At 71.4% G+C, this 16,769-nt stretch carries 18 protein-coding genes and 1 pseudogene; 14 read left to right on the top strand and 5 right to left on the bottom strand.

Features of this window, described 5'->3' with window-relative positions:
- Positions 1-155 precede the first annotated feature (155 nt).
- Positions 156-512: a hypothetical protein gene (locus AC069T_RS37205; RefSeq protein WP_476755731.1), complete on the top strand. Its 357-nt coding sequence runs from the start codon at positions 156-158 to the stop codon at positions 510-512.
- Positions 513-844: 332 nt separating this feature from the next.
- Positions 845-1,951 (top strand): amidohydrolase family protein, encoded by a 1,107-nt coding sequence (locus tag AC069T_RS37200; protein ID WP_478786952.1) that lies wholly within the window; start codon positions 845-847, stop codon positions 1,949-1,951.
- A gap of 3 nt (positions 1,952-1,954) precedes the next feature.
- Here AC069T_RS37200 and AC069T_RS37195 read toward each other — a convergent pair whose 3' ends face one another.
- The 4 genes from AC069T_RS37195 to AC069T_RS37180 all read right to left on the bottom strand — a co-directional run bounded on the left by AC069T_RS37195 (position 1,955) and on the right by AC069T_RS37180 (position 5,839).
- Positions 1,955-2,962 carry a COX15/CtaA family protein gene (locus tag AC069T_RS37195; RefSeq protein ID WP_478786953.1) on the bottom strand — a complete coding sequence of 336 codons (1,008 nt, stop codon included), beginning with the start codon at positions 2,960-2,962 and terminating at the stop codon, positions 1,955-1,957.
- A gap of 275 nt (positions 2,963-3,237) precedes the next feature.
- A complete protein-coding gene (locus AC069T_RS37190; protein WP_478786951.1) occupies positions 3,238-4,008 on the bottom strand; it encodes an ABC transporter permease in 771 nt (256 codons plus the stop codon).
- Entirely contained in the window at positions 4,005-4,928 is a 924-nt protein-coding gene (locus AC069T_RS37185) for an ABC transporter ATP-binding protein (protein ID WP_478786950.1), read from the bottom strand. Before AC069T_RS37185 ends, AC069T_RS37190 begins: the two co-directional genes overlap by 4 nt.
- Positions 4,929-4,939: 11 nt before the next feature.
- Positions 4,940-5,839: an AAC(3) family N-acetyltransferase gene (locus tag AC069T_RS37180; protein WP_478786949.1), complete on the bottom strand. Its 900-nt coding sequence runs from the start codon at positions 5,837-5,839 to the stop codon at positions 4,940-4,942.
- Positions 5,840-5,998: 159 nt separating this feature from the next.
- Here AC069T_RS37180 and AC069T_RS37175 point away from each other — a divergent pair, with 159 nt between their 5' ends.
- The 10 genes and pseudogenes from AC069T_RS37175 to AC069T_RS37130 form a co-directional block, all read left to right on the top strand.
- Positions 5,999-6,721, top strand: a complete 723-nt coding sequence (locus AC069T_RS37175; RefSeq protein WP_478786948.1) for a helix-turn-helix transcriptional regulator — start codon at positions 5,999-6,001, stop codon at positions 6,719-6,721.
- Positions 6,718-8,139 (top strand): Fe-S cluster assembly protein SufB, encoded by a 1,422-nt coding sequence (gene sufB / locus AC069T_RS37170; RefSeq protein ID WP_358853880.1) that lies wholly within the window; start codon positions 6,718-6,720, stop codon positions 8,137-8,139. Before AC069T_RS37175 ends, sufB begins: the two co-directional genes overlap by 4 nt.
- A gap of 61 nt (positions 8,140-8,200) precedes the next feature.
- On the top strand, positions 8,201-9,382 hold the full coding sequence (gene sufD / locus AC069T_RS37165; RefSeq protein WP_478786947.1) for a Fe-S cluster assembly protein SufD: 1,182 nt from the start codon (positions 8,201-8,203) through the stop codon (positions 9,380-9,382).
- A complete protein-coding gene (locus AC069T_RS37160) occupies positions 9,382-9,711 on the top strand; it encodes a bifunctional 3-phenylpropionate/cinnamic acid dioxygenase ferredoxin subunit (protein WP_478786946.1) in 330 nt (109 codons plus the stop codon). Before sufD ends, AC069T_RS37160 begins: the two co-directional genes overlap by 1 nt.
- A 7-nt stretch (positions 9,712-9,718) precedes the next feature.
- Positions 9,719-10,504 carry a Fe-S cluster assembly ATPase SufC gene (gene sufC / locus AC069T_RS37155; protein WP_478786945.1) on the top strand — a complete coding sequence of 262 codons (786 nt, stop codon included), beginning with the start codon at positions 9,719-9,721 and terminating at the stop codon, positions 10,502-10,504.
- Positions 10,501-11,757 (top strand): cysteine desulfurase, encoded by a 1,257-nt coding sequence (locus AC069T_RS37150; protein ID WP_478786944.1) that lies wholly within the window; start codon positions 10,501-10,503, stop codon positions 11,755-11,757. Before sufC ends, AC069T_RS37150 begins: the two co-directional genes overlap by 4 nt.
- A 15-nt stretch (positions 11,758-11,772) precedes the next feature.
- The gene (gene sufU / locus AC069T_RS37145) at positions 11,773-12,237 is read left to right on the top strand and encodes a Fe-S cluster assembly sulfur transfer protein SufU (protein ID WP_358853875.1); all 465 of its coding nucleotides are present in this window, start codon (positions 11,773-11,775) and stop codon (positions 12,235-12,237) included.
- Positions 12,234-12,587: a metal-sulfur cluster assembly factor gene (locus AC069T_RS37140; protein ID WP_388790363.1), complete on the top strand. Its 354-nt coding sequence runs from the start codon at positions 12,234-12,236 to the stop codon at positions 12,585-12,587. The genes sufU and AC069T_RS37140 overlap by 4 nt, the downstream gene beginning before the upstream one ends.
- A 314-nt stretch (positions 12,588-12,901) precedes the next feature.
- The gene (gene dapD / locus AC069T_RS37135) at positions 12,902-13,891 is read left to right on the top strand and encodes a 2,3,4,5-tetrahydropyridine-2,6-dicarboxylate N-succinyltransferase (RefSeq protein WP_358853873.1); all 990 of its coding nucleotides are present in this window, start codon (positions 12,902-12,904) and stop codon (positions 13,889-13,891) included.
- Between the two features lie 196 nt (positions 13,892-14,087).
- Positions 14,088-14,284 (top strand): annotated as a pseudogene (locus AC069T_RS37130) (SigE family RNA polymerase sigma factor); the annotation flags it as partial.
- Positions 14,285-14,382: 98 nt separating this feature from the next.
- On the opposite strand, the gene dapA reads toward AC069T_RS37130, so the two are convergent.
- The gene (gene dapA, locus AC069T_RS37125) at positions 14,383-15,366 is read right to left on the bottom strand and encodes a 4-hydroxy-tetrahydrodipicolinate synthase (protein ID WP_478786943.1); all 984 of its coding nucleotides are present in this window, start codon (positions 15,364-15,366) and stop codon (positions 14,383-14,385) included.
- Positions 15,367-15,689: 323 nt separating this feature from the next.
- On the opposite strand from dapA, the gene AC069T_RS37120 reads away from it, so the two are divergent.
- Together AC069T_RS37120 and AC069T_RS37115 are read left to right on the top strand one after the other, a co-directional pair.
- A complete protein-coding gene (locus tag AC069T_RS37120) occupies positions 15,690-16,115 on the top strand; it encodes a phage holin family protein (protein ID WP_358853869.1) in 426 nt (141 codons plus the stop codon).
- Positions 16,112-16,597 carry a DUF3618 domain-containing protein gene (locus tag AC069T_RS37115; RefSeq protein WP_478786942.1) on the top strand — a complete coding sequence of 162 codons (486 nt, stop codon included), beginning with the start codon at positions 16,112-16,114 and terminating at the stop codon, positions 16,595-16,597. Before AC069T_RS37120 ends, AC069T_RS37115 begins: the two co-directional genes overlap by 4 nt.
- Positions 16,598-16,769: the final 172 nt, after the last annotated feature.

The raw sequence follows: 16,769 nt of genomic DNA, 5'->3' as shown, positions 1-16,769 counted from the left end.
TTCCCCCTTTTCCCTCCCTCGTTTTTTTTTCTTTTTTTGTGGGGTTGTGGGTCCCCCCCCCCCCCCCCCCCCCCCCCCCCGGGGTCCGCCTCCTCCCCCCCCCCCCCCCCCCCCCCCCGTCGCCGTTCGATCTACCCGTCGGTAGCATCCTGGCCATGGCAGACACCGAGCAGGTTGACGAGAGCACCGGCGCCACGCAGGACGCCAAGACCGAGCGCCGGGCCGCCCGGCTCGCCAAGGAGATCGCCACCTTCGCCAAGGCGCACGGCGGGACCGAGGGGCACATCGAGTACCTCGGGCAGCGGGGCGCCCGGATCGTGCTCGTCGGCGCGGACGGCGGCTGGGGCGACCTGGTGGCCCCCACGTACGCCGTCGCGGAGCAGGCCGTGAAGAAGTCCGGCATCACCGTGCACGAGGAGTTCGACGGCGAGTTCGCGGCCAGGGTGGAGACGGGCCCGTACGAGTGGAAGCGCATGGCAGGCCTCCAGCTCGGCTCCCCCAGCAACACGTGAAACCCACCCCCGCGCCCCGTTAGGGGCGCGGGGAACGGCGCGCTCAACCCCCACGCGTCCGCGGACGAAAATCGGGGCCGGTCCCCGTTAGGGGCGCGGGGAACGGCGCGCCCAGCCCCCACGCGTCCGCGGACGAAAACGGGGCCGCGCCCCGTTAGGGGCGCGGGGAACGGCGCGCTCAACCCCCACGCACCCGCGGACGAGACCCGGACCCCCGCCCAGGACCAGGTGACACAGCGGAGCGCTTTCGCACGGGGTGTGCGGCAGCAGCACCTGCACCCCCGTTCACCCGTTAGGACCTGAGAACCCACGGTCCGCTCACGGGAGTCCGGATGATCGAAACGCCGTCCCTCGTGGACCAGTACTGCCACGGAGTGCTCCGCACGGAGCTGGGACTCGGAACCTTCGAGACCCATCTGTCCCGCACCGAGGGCCCGGCCGCCCCCGGCACCACCTTCTTCGACACCCAGACGGGCTTCGCGGTACGCCGCTGGTGCCCGCCCCTGCTGGGCCTCGAGCCGCACTGCCCGCCCGCCCACTACCTCGCCAGGCGCCGCGAACTGGGCGTACTGGAGGCCGGCCGCAGGCTCCTGCGGGGCAGCGGCATCACGACGTACCTCGTCGACGCCGGGCTGCCGGGCGACCTCACGGGACCGGGCGAGATGGCCTCCGCGGGGGACGCGCGGGCCCACGAGGTGGTCCGGCTGGAACTGCTGGCCGAGCAGGTCGCCGACACCTCCGGCACCGTCGAGTCGTTCCTCGCCAATCTCGCCGAGTCCGTCCACGGCGCGGCCTCGAACGCCGTCGCCTTCACCTCCGTGGCGGGCATGCGGCACGGTCTCGCGCTGGCTCCCGAGCCGCCGGGACCGGGGGAGGTGCGGGGCGCGGCGGGCCGCTGGCTGGCCGGACGGCGCGTGGGCGGGGAGCTGAGCGACCCGGTCCTGCTGAGGCACCTGCTGTGGATCGCGGTCGCCTCGGGGCTGCCCCTCCAGCTCCACGCCGGCATGGGCGAGCCCGGTCTGCGCATCGACCGCACCGATCCCGCCCTGCTCACCGACTTCGCCCGCGCCACGGCCGGACTCGGCACCGATCTCGTGCTGCTGCACGGCTACCCGTACCACCGCCACGCGGCCCACCTGACGGGGGTCTTCCCGCACGTGTACGCCGACCTGGGCGCCGCGCTGGTGCGCACCGGGGCGCGGGCGGCGGCCGTGCTGGCGGAGATCCTGGAGCTGGCGCCCTTCGGCAAGCTCCTCTTCTCCAGCGGCGCACACGGTCTGCCCGAACTCCACGTGGTGGGCGCACGCCTCTTCCGCGAGGCCCTCGCGCGGGTGCTCGGCACCTGGGTCGCGGAGGGCGCCTGGTCCCTCGCGGACGCTCAGCGGGTGGCGGGACTCATCGCCGCCGGGAACGCGCGCCGGGTGTACGCCCTGGAGTGACCCTCACGCGCGCGTGAGCGCCGATTCCGTCGCGGGGTCCGGCAGTCCGGCCGGGGGGTCCGGTCGCTCGCGCAGGGACAGCAGGACGCGCAGGACGCCGACCCACACCAGGCAGGAGCCGAACATGTGGAGGCCGACCAGCACCTCGGGGAGTTCCGTGAAGTACTGGACGTAGCCGATGAGGCCCTGGGCGAGGAGGACCACGAACAGGTCGCGGGTGCGGTCCAGGGGACCCTTGGGGGCGTCGACGGCCTTCAGGACGAACCACAGGGCGAAGGTCAGGGTGACGACGATCCAGGCCAGTACGGCGTGCAGCTTGCTCACGGTCTCCCAGTCCAGCGGCATGCGCTCGACGTCACTGGAGTCGCCCGCGTGCGGTCCGGCGCCGGTGACCACGGTGCCGACCGCGATCAGCAGGACGGAGGCGGCGACCAGGAACCACACCAGCTGCTGCACGGCCGCGCCGACCAGCGGCCGCGGTTCGCCGTCACCCTCGCGGGTGCGCTGCCACATCAGCGTGGCGACCGCGATCAGTGCCGTGGACAGCAGGAAGTGGGCGGCGACCGTGTACGGGTTCAGGCCGACCAGGACGACGATCCCACCGAGGACCGCGTTGCCCATGACGATCCAGAACTGTGCCCAGCCGAGCCGGGTGACACCGCGCCGCCACGGCTTCTGCGCACGCGCGGCGACGATCGCCCAGCCGACCGCGGCGCACAGCACGTAGGTGAGCATGCGGTTGCCGAACTCGATGACGCCGTGGAAGCCCATCGCGCCGGTGGTGGTCAGCGAGTCGTCCGTGCACTTGGGCCAGGTCGGGCAGCCGAGCCCGGAGCCGGTCAGCCGCACGGCGCCGCCGGTGACCACGATGGCCACGGCCATGACGAGGGCGGCGAGGGCCGCCCGCCGCACGGTCCGGGGGGCGGGGGTCCAGCGGTCGGCGATGAAGGCGAGCGGGTTGCGCACGGCTCGGGTCACGTCGGCTCGGGTCACGTTGGGCACGGACACCATGGTAGGCGGGCGCTTGTGCATGTCTTCACTAGGGCCTGTCCGACAATTCCCGTCTGCCCCGCGACGCCAGGCACTCCCCCACTGCCTGAAGGGCGTGGGAGGTACCCCCACTCGCCGCACCGGGCATAGACCCAAGTACGTCCAGTACGAGGCTCTACGCCCGGCACTCCCCCAGCCTCCGGCCGGGGGGGGACCCCCAGAGCACGCACCTGACGCCGCGAGGCCGCCCTCCGGGCGACGACGGGAATTGTCAGACAGGCCCCAGGGGGAGGTCTCTACTCCCACCGGAAGAATCGGGCGGCGGCGCCGAGCCCGGCGACCGCCCACACGGCGAGGATCCCGAGGTCGCCCCACGGCATCCCGGCCCCGTGCTGGAGCACGTCCCGCAGGCCGTCCGACAGGGCGGAGATCGGCAGCAGCCCGAGCACGTCCTGCGCGCCTGAGGGGAACTTGTCGAGCGGGACGACGACGCCGCCGCCCACCAGGAGCAGCAGGAAGACGAGGTTGGCGGCGGCCAGGGTGGCCTCCGCCTTCAGCGTGCCGGCCATCAGCAGTCCGAGGCCGGAGAAGGCGGCGGTGCCGAGGACGAGCAGGAGCAGCACCGCGAGGGGGCTGCCGTGCGGGGACCAGCCGAGGGCGAGGGCGATCGCCGTCAGGAGGATCACCTGGAGGACCTCGGTGACCAGGACGGACGCGGTCTTCGCGGTCATCAGGGCCCAGCGCGGCAGCGGGGAGGCGGCGAGCCGCTTCAGGACGCCGTAGCGGCGCTCGAAGCCGGTGGCGATGGCCTGCCCGGTGAACGCGGTCGACATCACGGCCAGCGCGAGGATGCCGGGCGCGAGGAAGTCGACGGCCTCGCCCCTGCCCGTGTCGACGATGTCCACCGTGCTGAACAGGACCAGCAGGAGTGTCGGGATGACGACGGTGAGGAGGAGCTGCTCGCCGTTGCGCAGCAGCATCTTCGTCTCCAGCGCCGCCTGGGCGCCGATCATCCGGGGGAGCGGCGCGGCTCCGGGCCGCGGGGAGTACGTACCGGCGGCGCTCATCCGCGCAGCTCCTTGCCCGTGAGTTCCAGGAAGACGTCTTCGAGGGTGTGGCGTTCGACGGAGATCTTCTCCGGCATCACGCCGTGCTGGGCGCACCAGGAGGTGACCGTCGCCAGCAGCTGCGGATCGACCTTGCCGCCGACCCGGTAGGCGCCCGGCGTCAGCTCGACCGCCGTGCAGTCCGCCGGGAGGGCCTTCAGCAGGGACCCCACGTCGAGCCCGGGCCGGCCGCTGAAGCGCAGGGTGTTCTCCGCGCCGCCGCGGCACAGCTCCTCGGGGGAGCCCTGGGCGACGACCCGGCCCGCGTCGATGATCGCCACGTCGTCGGCGAGCTGCTCGGCCTCGTCCATGTGGTGCGTGGTGAGGATGACGGAGACGCCGTCGGCGCGCAGGTCGCGCACGAGGTCCCAGGTCGCGCGGCGGGCCTGCGGGTCGAGCCCCGCGGTGGGCTCGTCGAGGAAGACCAGCTCGGGACGGCCGACCACGGCCATCGCCAGCGCGAGCCGCTGCTGCTGGCCGCCGGACAGCCGGCGGTACGTCGTGCGGCCGCAGCCGCCGAGGCCGAGCCGCTCGATCAGCGCGTCCACGTCCAGCGGGTGGGCGTGCAGCTTCGCCACGTGGCGGAGCATCTCGTCGGCGCGGGCACCCGAGTAGACACCGCCGGACTGGAGCATGACCCCGATCCGCGGACGCAGCCGCCCGGACTGCCGGACCGGGTCGAGGCCCAGGACGCGCACCGTGCCGGAGTCCGGCTTCCGGTAGCCCTCGCAGGTCTCGACCGTGGTGGTCTTGCCCGCTCCGTTGGGTCCGAGTACGGCGGTGATGCCCGCTTCGGCCACCAGGTCGAGGCCGTCCACCGCGGTCTTCGTGCCGTACCGCTTCACCAGGGCCTGGACCTGGACCACGGGCTCGCTTCGCATGAGGAACAAGTCTAGGGACGCGTCCGGGTGCCGGGGCGCGCGGGGCCCGCGACCCGGGGGCCGTCCGGCGGCTTCGGGCGCCTCCGCGGCTCCTCGTCGGCGATCCACGCCTCGCGCGAGCGGTGCAGCGCCAGCCACCGCTGCGCGTACGCCACGGCGGCGGCGACCGGGAACAGCCGCGTGTCGGCGGCGCCCACCCGGCCTCGTACGACGGGACGGTCCCGTTCGAAGTCGGCGCCCAGCTCGTCGAAGCGCTCGGTGGTGACCGACACCTCGGTCACCACCTCCCAGCGCGCCGTTCCGTCCGCTCCGAGGACCGGACGGCCCACCTCGGCCACCGGGGACGGGATGCGGTACTCGGCGAGGTGGAAGGCGGTGCACGCCTCGTATCCGGCGCCGAGCAGCAGGACGCGGGCGTCCATGGCCTCCAGGCGGGCCAGCGGGCTGCGCTCACCGAGACGGCAGTCGGGGGCGTGCCCCTCGACCACCTCCGCCGCGCGCGCCCCGAGGGCGGCGAACGAGGTCTGCGGGTGCGCGCTGCGCAGGGCGCCGGGCCAGGTGCGGACGGTCTCCGGGATCACGCCGACCCCGCGGCTGGGCGTGATCAGCGGATCGTAGGCGGGCATCGTCGCGCGGATGGCGGGCCACCACTCCTCGGGAACCGGCGGACTGCCCCACAGGGCCGGGTCGGAGCGATCACCGGACTGGGTGGGGACGACCAGTGTCCCGTCGGGACCGAGCGCGTCGAGCAGTCCCTGGACGACGGCCGGCGCGCCGCCGCAGACCCAGCCGAGGGAGCTGAGCGAGGAGTGCGCGAGGAGCGTCTCGCCGGGGCGCACGCCGAGCTCGCGCAGCTGTGCGGCGAGCCCGTCTCTGGTGACGAGTGGGCCGGTCGGAGGCGGTACGGACACGTCCGGCAGTCTGCTGGAACGCTCCCGGGAACGCCACCGGATTGATCGATCAAAGATCGTTTCCGCAGGTCGTATTAGGTATGCCTAAGTGACGCAGGGCACCGTCCGCGCCTCGGGCGTGGGTTGTCAGGCTCAAAGGAATTACGCAACAATGGCGTTGTGAAAAACGTTGGCGAGGCTCCGCAGGAGGAACTCGCGACCGGTGAGCGGTCCACCCGCAACCGGGTCGCGCGCTCCATCCTGGACCACGGCCCGTCCACCGTGGCCGACCTCGCCGGGCGGCTGGGACTCACCCAGGCCGCCGTCCGCCGGCACCTCGACGCGCTCGTCGCCGACACTGTCGTGGAGGCCCGCGAGCAGCGGATCTACGGCGCGCGTACCCGGGGGCGCCCCGCGAAGGTGTTCGCCCTGACCGACTGCGGCCGGGACGCCTTCGACCAGTCCTACGACAAGCTCGCCGCGGACGCGCTGCGCTGGATCGCGGAGCGCGAGGGCGGCGACGAGGCGGTCGTCGCGTTCGCCCGCGCCAGGATCGCCGCGCAGGCCGGGGCGTACCGCGCCGCCGTCGAGGCCGCGGCCCCCGAGGAGCGCACCGAAGCCCTGGCCAGGGCCCTGAGCGCGGACGGGTACGCTGCTACGGCGCGCAGCGCACCGGTCGGCGAGCAGCTGTGCCAGCACCACTGCCCCGTCGCCCATGTCGCCGAGCAGTTCCCGCAGCTGTGCGAGGCGGAGACCGAGATCTTTTCCCAGTTGCTCGGTACGCATGTGCAGCGCCTGGCGACCATCGCGCACGGCGACGGCGTGTGCACCACGTTCATCCCCAAGATTTCCCAGACCACTGATCACGCATCCGCAAGCACGGCCGGGAGGAACCCCGCATGACGCTCCCCACGGAGACTGCTCACCCCGAACTCGAGGGACTGGGCAAGTACGAATACGGCTGGGCCGACTCCGACACGGCCGGCGCCTCTGCGAAGCGCGGCATCAACGAGGACGTCGTCCGGGACATCTCCGCGAAGAAGTCCGAGCCGGAGTGGATGACGAAGCTCCGCCTCAAGGGCCTGCGCCTGTTCGAGAAGAAGCCCATGCCGAACTGGGGCTCGGACCTGTCGGGCATCGACTTCGACAACATCAAGTACTTCGTGCGCTCCACGGAGAAGCAGGCGGAGTCCTGGGAGGACCTGCCGGACGACATCAAGAACACGTACGACAAGCTCGGCATCCCCGAGGCGGAGAAGCAGCGCCTCGTCGCCGGTGTCGCGGCCCAGTACGAGTCCGAGGTCGTCTACCACCAGATCAACCAGGAGCTGGAGTCGCAGGGTGTCATCTTCATGGACACCGACACGGCCCTCAAGGAGCACCCGGAGCTCTTCAAGGAGTACTTCGGCACCGTCATCCCGGTCGGCGACAACAAGTTCGCGTCGCTGAACACCGCGGTGTGGTCCGGCGGCTCCTTCATCTACGTGCCGCCGGGCGTGCACGTGGAGATCCCGCTCCAGGCCTACTTCCGTATCAACACGGAGAACATGGGCCAGTTCGAGCGGACCCTGATCATCGTCGACGAGGGTGCCTACGTGCACTACGTCGAGGGCTGCACGGCGCCGATCTACAAGTCGGACTCGCTCCACTCCGCGGTGGTCGAGATCATCGTGAAGAAGGGCGCCCGCTGCCGTTACACGACCATCCAGAACTGGTCGAACAACGTCTACAACCTGGTCACCAAGCGCGCCGTGGCGTACGAGGGCGCGACCATGGAGTGGATCGACGGCAACATCGGCTCCAAGGTCACCATGAAGTACCCGGCCGTCTACCTGATGGGCGAGCACGCCAAGGGCGAGACCCTCTCCATCGCCTTCGCGGGCGAGGGCCAGCACCAGGACGCCGGCTCCAAGATGGTCCACATGGCGCCGAACACCTCGTCCAACATCGTCTCCAAGTCCGTGGCGCGCGGCGGCGGCCGTACGTCCTACCGCGGCCTGGTCGAGATCGGTGAGGGCGCGCACGGCTCGAAGTCCAACGTGCTGTGCGACGCGCTGCTCGTCGACACGATCTCCCGCTCGGACACGTACCCCTACGTGGACGTCCGTGAGGACGACGTGTCCATGGGGCACGAGGCGACCGTCTCCAAGGTCAGCGACGACCAGCTCTTCTACCTGATGAGCCGCGGCATGACCGAGTTCGAGGCGATGGCCATGATCGTGCGGGGCTTCGTCGAGCCGATCGCCAAGGAGCTGCCCATGGAGTACGCCCTCGAACTCAACCGGCTGATCGAGCTGCAGATGGAAGGCGCGGTCGGTTAAGACCCGCCGTCCGGACACAGCCAGCGAACACTGACGCAGGAAAGAGAGCAGACCGACAGCCATGGCTGAGGCTACGAATATCCCGGTGGGGTCCACCACCGCCGGCCAGATCGCGGTGGCCGCCGAGTCGACCGTCGCCACGCGCATGAGCGCGCCCGCCTCCTTCGACGTGGCGGACTTCCCGGTCCCCCACGGCCGCGAGGAGGAATGGCGGTTCACGCCCCTGGAGCGGCTGCGCGGGCTGCACGACGGCACCGCGGTCGCCACCGGCGACGGCGTCAAGGTGGACATCGAGGCCCCCGAGGGCGTCACCGTCGAGACCGTCGGCCGCGACGACGCCCGGCTCGGCAGGGCCGGCACCCCCGTGGACCGCGTCGCCGCCCAGGCCTACTCGGCGTTCGAGAAGGCCGGCGTCGTCACCGTCCCCAGGGAGACGGTGCTCACCGAGCCCATCCGCATCGCCGTGCACGGCGAGGGCGGGGTCGCCTACGGCCACCAGGTCATCGAACTGGGAGCCTTCGCCGAGGCCGTCGTCGTCATCGACCACACCGGTGACGCGGTGCTCGCCGCCAACGTCGACTACGTGATCGGCGACGGCGCCAAGCTCACCGTCGTCTCCGTCCAGGACTGGGACGACAAGGCCGTCCACGTGGGCCAGCACAACGCCCTCATCGGCCGGGACGCCACCTTCAAGTCCTTCGTGGTCACCTTCGGCGGCGACCTGGTGCGCCTCCACCCGCGCGTCCACTACGCGGGCACCGGCGGCGAGGCCGAGCTGTTCGGCCTGTACTTCACGGATGCCGGCCAGCACCAGGAGCACCGCCTCCTCGTCGACCACAACACCCCGCACTGCAAGTCGAACGTCGCCTACAAGGGCGCGCTCCAGGGCGACGGCGCCCACGCGGTGTGGATCGGCGACGTCCTCATCGAGGCCAAGGCCGAGGGCACCGACACCTACGAGATGAACCGCAACCTGGTTCTGACCGACGGCGCCCGCGTCGACTCCGTGCCGAACCTGGAGATCGAGACCGGCGAGATCGTCGGCGCCGGGCACGCCTCGGCGACCGGCCGCTTCGACGACGAGCAGCTCTTCTACCTCATGGCGCGCGGCATCCCGGCCGACGACGCCCGCCGTCTGGTGGTCCGCGGCTTCTTCGCCGAGCTGGTCCAGCAGATCGGGGTCGCCGACATCCAGGAGCGACTCCTCGCCAGGATCGACGAGGAGCTGGAGGCGTCGGTCTGATGACTGCCCCGCCGACCTTCGTACGCGCCTGTGCGCTGAGCGAGCTGGAGGAGGACACCCCCAAGCGGGTGGAACTCGACGGCACGCCGGTCTCGGTCGTGAAGACCGAGGGCGAGGTGTTCGCGATCAACGACATCTGCTCGCACGCGAACGTCTCGCTCTCCGAGGGCGAGGTGGAGGACTGCCAGATCGAGTGCTGGCTGCACGGCTCCGCCTTCGACCTCCGCACCGGCAAGCCGTCCGGCCTTCCCGCGACGCGCCCCGTCCCCGTATACCCCGTAAAGATCGAAGGGGACGACGTGCTCGTCTCCCTCTCCCAGGAGTCCTGAGGCACCCATGGCAACGCTTGAAATCCGAGACCTGCACGTCACCGTCGAGGCCGACAACGCCACGAAGGAGATCCTCAAGGGCGTCGACCTCACCGTGAAGCAGGGCGAGACGCACGCCATCATGGGCCCGAACGGCTCCGGCAAGTCCACGCTCGCCTACTCGCTCGCGGGTCACCCGAAGTACACGATCACCGGCGGCACCGTCACCCTCGACGGCGAGGACGTCCTGGAGATGTCCGTCGACGAGCGCGCCCGCGCCGGCCTGTTCCTGGCGATGCAGTACCCGGTCGAGGTCCCCGGCGTCTCGGTCTCCAACTTCCTGCGCACCTCCGCCACCGCGATCCGCGGCGAGGCCCCCAAGCTGCGCACCTGGGTGAAGGAGGTCAGGGAGGCCATGGAGCGCCTCAACATGGACCCGGCCTTCGCCGAGCGCAACGTCAACGAGGGCTTCTCCGGCGGTGAGAAGAAGCGCCACGAGATCCTCCAGCTCGAACTGCTCAGGCCGAAGGTCGCGATCCTCGACGAGACGGACTCCGGTCTGGACGTCGACGCGCTGCGCATCGTCTCCGAGGGCGTCAACCGCGTCCGCGAGTCCGGTGAGGTCGGCACCCTGCTGATCACGCACTACACGCGCATCCTGCGCTACATCAAGCCCGACTTCGTCCACGTCTTCTCGGCGGGCCGCATCGTCGAGTCCGGCGGCGCCGAGCTCGCCGACAAGCTGGAGAACGAGGGCTACGAGGCATACGCGAAGCTCGACGAAGCCGACACGAAGGGTGGCGTATCCGCGTGACGCAGTTGCCGGGCCTCCTCGACACCGAGGCGATCCGTAAGGACTTCCCCATCCTGGACCGGCAGGTCCACGACGGCAAGAAGCTCGTGTACCTGGACAACGCGGCGACCTCGCAGAAGCCGCGCCAGGTGCTGGACGCTCTCAGTGACTACTACGAGCGCTACAACGCCAACGTCCACCGCGGTGTGCATGTGCTCGCCGAGGAGGCCACGGCGCTGTACGAGGGCGCGCGCGACAAGGTCGCCGCGTTCATCAACGCGCCGAGCCGCGACGAGGTGATCTTCACCAAGAACGCCTCCGAGTCGCTCAACCTCGTGGCGAACATGCTGGGCTGGGCCGATGAGCCCTACCGCGTGGACCACGAGACCGAGATCGTCATCACGGAGATGGAGCACCACTCCAACATCGTGCCGTGGCAGCTGCTGTCGCAGCGCACGGGCGCGAAGCTGAAGTGGTTCGGCCTCACCGACGACGGCCGGCTCGACCTGTCGAACATCGACGAGGTCATCACCGAGAAGACGAAGATCGTCTCCTTCGTGCTGGTGTCGAACATCCTCGGCACGGTCAACCCCGTCGAGGCGATAGTGCGCCGGGCACAGGAGGTCGGGGCCCTGGTCCTGATCGACGCCTCGCAGGCCGCGCCGCACATGCCGCTGGACGTCCAGGCCCTGCAGGCCGACTTCGTCGCGTTCACCGGCCACAAGATGTGCGGGCCGACCGGTATCGGCGTCCTGTGGGGCCGCCAGGAGCTGCTCGAGGACCTTCCCCCGTTCCTCGGCGGCGGCGAGATGATCGAGACGGTGTCGATGCACTCGTCGACGTACGCTCCCGCGCCGTACAAGTTCGAGGCGGGCACGCCCCCGATCGCCCAGGCGGTCGGTCTCGGCGCGGCCATCGACTACCTGAGCTCGATCGGCATGGACAGGATCCTCGCCCACGAGCACGCGCTCACCGAGTACGCGGTACGGCGGCTGACGGAGGTCCCGGATCTCAGGATCATCGGTCCGGCGACGGCCGAGGACCGCGGCGCGGCGATCTCGTTCACGCTCGGTGACATCCACCCGCACGACGTGGGCCAGGTCCTGGACGAGCAGGGCATCGCCGTCCGGGTCGGACACCACTGCGCGCGTCCGGTCTGCCTGCGGTACGGAATTCCCGCGACCACGCGGGCGTCGTTCTATCTGTACTCCACGCCGACCGAGATCGACGCACTGGTCGACGGCCTGGAGCACGTACGGAACTTCTTCGGCTGAGGAGCTGGCTGAGTCGTGAAGCTTGATTCGATGTACCAGGAAGTCATCCTGGACCACTACAAGCACCCGCACGGGCGCGGTCTCAGGGATGGCGACGCCGAGGTGCACCACGTCAATCCCACGTGTGGCGACGAGATCACGCTGCGCGTCAAGTACGACGGCGAGCGGATCGCGGACATCTCGTACGAGGGTCAGGGCTGCTCGATCAGCCAGGCCTCGGCCTCCGTGCTGAACGAGCTGCTCGTCGGCAAGGAGCTGTCCGAGGCGCAGCAGGTCCAGGAGACCTTCCTGGAGCTGATGCAGTCCAAGGGCCGGCTCGAGCCGGACGACGCGATGGAGGAGGTGCTGGAGGACGCGGTCGCGTTCGCCGGTGTCTCCAAGTACCCGGCCCGGGTCAAGTGCGCCCTCCTGAGCTGGATGGCATGGAAGGACGCGACGGCCCAGGCACTGGGCGAGAGCGCCGAGAGGAAGACGGCATGAGCGAGAACACCGTGACACCCGCAGAGGGCCTGACGACGAAGCCGGCTTCGGAGGAGGAAGTCCGCGAGGCGCTGTACGACGTCGTCGACCCCGAACTGGGTATCGACGTCGTCAACCTCGGCCTCATCTACGGCATCCACATCGACGACGCGAACATCGCGACGATCGACATGACGCTGACGTCCGCGGCCTGCCCGCTCACCGACGTCATCGAGGACCAGGCCAGGTCCGCCACCGACGGCATCGTCAACGAACTGCGCATCAACTGGGTCTGGATGCCGCCGTGGGGTCCGGACAAGATCACGGACGACGGCCGCGAGCAGCTTCGGGCGCTCGGGTTCAACGTCTGACCGACACGCTGCCCGTCCGGGCGACCGCTCCGTACGAGGCCCCTGGCATCCCGCCGGGGGCCTCGTACGTGTCGCGGCGCGTCCGCGCCCCGGTGCCCTGTCGGTGCCCTGCCGGTGGCCGACCTGCGCTGCACCGCGCCGCGCCAGACGGGCGCGGGTTTGCGAAGGCCTCCGAGCCCTCCAAGCTCCTCCAAGCCCTCGAAGCCCTCATCGGTCACCTCCACGGGCGATTCCGGGAAGCTCGTACGGACCGCCTCGCGAGACGCCCGCGCACGGGTTCGCCTCCGCGGGCCCCGTGCGGTTAGGTTGCCCTCATGACCGACACGACTGCTACTCGCACCACCGGCGCCGTCGCCGCCGGGCTCGCCACCCTCACCGCCGACGGCACCGTCCTCGACACCTGGTTCCCCGCCCCCGAACTGTCCGCCGAGCCCGGCCCGGCCGGCACCGAGCGGCTGTCCACCGAGCGTGCCGTGGAGCTGCTCGGCGAGGGCGCCGCGAAGGCCGTCGGTCCCGACGCCCGCCGTGGCGTCGAGGTGGTCGCGGTCCGCACGGTCATCGCCTCCCTCGACGAGAAGCCGATCGACGCGCACGACGTGTACCTGCGCCTCCACCTGCTCTCGCACCGTCTGGTGCAGCCGCACGGCCAGAGCCTGGACGGCATCTTCGGGCACCTCGCCAACGTCGCGTGGACCTCGCTCGGCCCCGTCGCCGTCGACGACGTCGAGAAGGCCCGCCTGAACGCCCGCGCCGAGGGCCTGCACCTCCAGGTGACCTCGATCGACAAGTTCCCGCGCATGACCGACTACGTGGCCCCGAAGGGCGTCCGCATCGCCGACGCCGACCGCGTCCGGCTCGGCGCGCACCTCGCCGAGGGCACGACCGTCATGCACGAGGGCTTCGTGAACTTCAACGCGGGCACCCTCGGCACGTCGATGGTCGAGGGCCGCATCTCGGCCGGCGTCGTGGTCGGCGACGGCTCGGACATCGGCGGCGGCGCCTCGACGATGGGCACCCTCTCCGGCGGCGGCAACGTCCGCATCACCATCGGCGAGCGCTGCCTGATCGGTGCCGAGGCCGGTGTCGGCATCGCACTGGGCGACGAGTGCGTGGTGGAGGCCGGTCTGTACGTCACCGCCGGCTCCCGCGTCACGATGCCCGACGGCCAGATCGTCAAGGCCCGCGAACTGTCCGGCGCCTCGAACATCCTCTTCCGCCGCAACTCGGTCACGGGCACCGTCGAGGCCCGCCCGAACAACGCGGTCTGGGGCGGTCTGAACGACGTCCTGCACAGCCACAACTAGCGGCTCAGCGCCTTCCCCGAGCGCCCTCCCGTCCACCGGACGGGAGGGCGCTCGGCGTTCCGTCCCCGCCAGGAGCCGGCCGGCCCGGTTCGCGACGGATTCTCTTCGCGGCGGCAGGCATAGCGGGGGCCGGCCGGAAGCGTCAAAGGAGGCAGAGGGGCCGGGCGCAGCGCCCGCCGGGGAAGAGAAGGTGACGATGGATGCCGAAGGGCAGGAAAATTCCGGGAGTTCGTGGCGAACCGGTCGTCCGCACTGCTGAGGACGGCCGTACTGCTCAGCGGCGGGGACCGGCACGCGGCCGAGGACCTGCTGCAGAACGCCCTGATCAAGGCCGCCGGACGCTGGCATCGCATCGACGAACCCGAGGCGTACGTACGGCAGATCCTGTACCGCGTTGCGCGTCGGGCGCCGCGCGGAGGGGGCAGGGGGCGGACGGGGGTCGGCCCCGGCCCGTCGGGACGGTGGGGGCGGACGGGGGTCGGCCCCACCCGTCACGACACCTCCGCGACCAGGTGCTCGTACGCCGCCAGCAGTCCGTCGGCCGCCTCGCGGCCGGCGGGCCGCAGGGGGGCGCGGACCGGCCCGGAGGGCAGACCGAGCCTGCCGAGGAGGGCCTTGGCCGTGACCGCTCCCGGGAGTCCGGCGGACATCATCGCCCCGGTCAGCTCGATGGTCCGCCGCTGCATGCGCGCCGCTCCCGCCGTGTCGCCCGCGTCGAAGGCGTCCAGCACGGACCGGAACTGACGGGCCGCCACGTTCGCCACCGTACCGATGAAGCCCGCGCCGCCGATCGCGTACAGGGCGAGGACCTGCTCGTCGCAGCCCGCGTAGTACGCCAACTCCGTGCGCGCCAGCACCTTCTGGGTGCCGAGGAGGTCGTAGGCGCAGTCCTTGACCGCCACGATCCGCGGGTGTTCCGCCAGCCGGATCATCGTCTCCGGCTCGATGCGGGTACCCGTGCGCCCGGGGATGTCGTACAGCACGACCGGCAGACCGCACGCGTCCGTGACGTCCCGGAAGTGGGCCTCGACCGCGTCCTGCGGCGGCCTGCTGTAGTACGGCGCGATCACGAGCAGGCCGTCCGCGCCCGCCCTCTCGGCCGCCCGCGCCAGTTCTGCGGTGTGTCGCGTGTCGGCGGTGCCGATTCCCGCGACGATCGGGACGTGCTCGCCGACCGCGGCCCGCACCGCGCGCACGAGCGCGGTCTTCTCCGCGTCCGACGTCGTGGGCGACTCGCCCGTGGTGCCGGACAGCACCAGGCCGTCGCACCCCTCGGCGACCAGCCGGGCGGCGAGCCGCTGCGCCCCGTCGAGGTCGAGCGCGCCCGCCCCGGTGAAGGGGGTGACCATCGCGCAGAGCGCCCGGCCGAAGGGCGCGCCCGGGGTCACCCGCGTGGTGCCGGGCGCCGGCAGGGCAGGTGCGGTGCCGGAGGTGGTGCGCGGTGCGGGGCCGGCCGGGGTGCCTGGAGTCGTCATGCCGTCAGTGTCGGCAACCAGACTGTGAAGCTCTACTTAATTTTGCTACGGGGTGTTGGGTACGCTTGCTAAACGGTCCTGGCGATGGCGATGGCGATGGCGATGGCGCTGGGCGCGGGGCTGGGGACGCCCTGGTGCCGGCCCCGCCCCTCGTGGGCCGCCGAGGGGATCGCCTGAGCTGGTCGCGGAGGCCGCGTGGGTCCGGGCCCGCCTCGACCGCCTCCAGAGTCAGTTGGCGCCTGTGGACGAACGGGGATCGAAGGGGTAGCCCGGCCCGGTCCGGGTACCCGCCCCTCCTCAAGCGCGAGAGGAGGCGGGACACCGTGACCGGGACCATGAACAGCAGGCCCGTGCGGGACGAACACGGGAATCAGTCGGTGGGCGAGCTCGTCGGCCAGGCCACCGAACAGCTCTCCCAGCTCGTACGGCAGGAGTTGCACCTCGCGAAGGAGGAGCTGGCCGAGAAGGGCCGGCGCGCGGGGCGGGGCGGCGGGATGATCGGAGCGGCGGGCGCCGTCGGATACGTCGGGCTGATGGCCCTGGCCGGTACCGGCGTGGCCGCGCTCTCCCTGGTGCTGCCCGTGTGGGCCGCGGCGCTCATCGTGACCGCGGTGCTCCTCGCGATCGCCGCCGTACTGGCGGTGATGGGCCGGGGGCAGCTGCGCCAGGCCACACCCCCCACCCCCGAAAAGGCGCTCGACAGCGTCAAGGCCGATGTCGACGAGATCAAGGAAAGGGCGCATCGATGACGAACGACAACACCGGCGCGGACGCCGCGAAGGCGGCCGGAGCGCAGGTCCCCGCCGTGCAGCCGGGCGCCGGGACGCCGGGCGCGAAGCCCGGTTCGGACGCCGCGGAGTCGGTGGGCGCCAAGGGCCCCGACGAGCTGCGGCGGCAGATCGAGGAGACCAGGGGCCAGCTCGGCGACACCGTCGAGGAGCTGGCCGCGAAGGCGGACGTCAAGGCCCGCGCGCGAGCCCGCGCCGCCGACCTCAAGGACCGGGCGGGCGCCATGACGGTCCAGATGAAGGGCTCGGCCGGCCAGGCAAGCCAGGTCGTGCAGGGCAAGGCGGTCCAGGCCGGGCACGTCGTGCAGGAGAACCTGCCGGAACCCGTGAAGAACGCCGCCAGCACGGTCGTCCAGGCCGGACGGCGGAACCCCGTACCGGTCCTGATCGGTGCGGGCATGATTCTCGCGGCGCTGCTGCTGCGGCGCCACAACCACCACTGACACGACGGAGCCGGCGGCACGCCTGACGCCCGCCGGTTCCGGGGCACCCCTGACGAAGCGGCGGGGCCGGTGGGGGGTCACCTGCACCAGCGCGCCGCCGCGTGGGGGGGCGGGCGGGTTCGTTTTTGGTCGGCCCCGACCTCTCTTCCAAGGGCTCTCGGTTGTGGTTGGG

The organism is Streptomyces sp. NPDC043867, assembly GCF_056435845.1.
Note: the sequence above shows the minus strand (reverse complement) of the source record. Positions and strands in the feature narration are given on the sequence as shown.

Bases quoted from the DNA above. Each gene is read 5' to 3' on its own strand.
- AC069T_RS37140 (WP_388790363.1), top strand. From the start codon at position 12,234: ATGAGCGAGAACACCGTGACACCCGCAGAGGGCCTGACGACGAAGCCG.
- AC069T_RS37160 (WP_478786946.1), top strand. From the start codon at position 9,382: ATGACTGCCCCGCCGACCTTCGTACGCGCCTGTGCGCTGAGCGAGCTG.
- AC069T_RS37195 (WP_478786953.1), bottom strand. From the start codon at position 2,962: ATGGTGTCCGTGCCCAACGTGACCCGAGCCGACGTGACCCGAGCCGTG.
- AC069T_RS37115 (WP_478786942.1), top strand. From the start codon at position 16,112: ATGACGAACGACAACACCGGCGCGGACGCCGCGAAGGCGGCCGGAGCG.
- dapA (WP_478786943.1), bottom strand. From the start codon at position 15,366: ATGACGACTCCAGGCACCCCGGCCGGCCCCGCACCGCGCACCACCTCC.
- AC069T_RS37190 (WP_478786951.1), bottom strand. From the start codon at position 4,008: ATGAGCGCCGCCGGTACGTACTCCCCGCGGCCCGGAGCCGCGCCGCTC.
- AC069T_RS37185 (WP_478786950.1), bottom strand. From the start codon at position 4,928: ATGCGAAGCGAGCCCGTGGTCCAGGTCCAGGCCCTGGTGAAGCGGTAC.
- AC069T_RS37200 (WP_478786952.1), top strand. From the start codon at position 845: ATGATCGAAACGCCGTCCCTCGTGGACCAGTACTGCCACGGAGTGCTC.
- AC069T_RS37205 (WP_476755731.1), top strand. From the start codon at position 156: ATGGCAGACACCGAGCAGGTTGACGAGAGCACCGGCGCCACGCAGGAC.
- sufB (WP_358853880.1), top strand. From the start codon at position 6,718: ATGACGCTCCCCACGGAGACTGCTCACCCCGAACTCGAGGGACTGGGC.
- sufC (WP_478786945.1), top strand. From the start codon at position 9,719: ATGGCAACGCTTGAAATCCGAGACCTGCACGTCACCGTCGAGGCCGAC.
- dapD (WP_358853873.1), top strand. From the start codon at position 12,902: ATGACCGACACGACTGCTACTCGCACCACCGGCGCCGTCGCCGCCGGG.
- sufD (WP_478786947.1), top strand. From the start codon at position 8,201: ATGGCTGAGGCTACGAATATCCCGGTGGGGTCCACCACCGCCGGCCAG.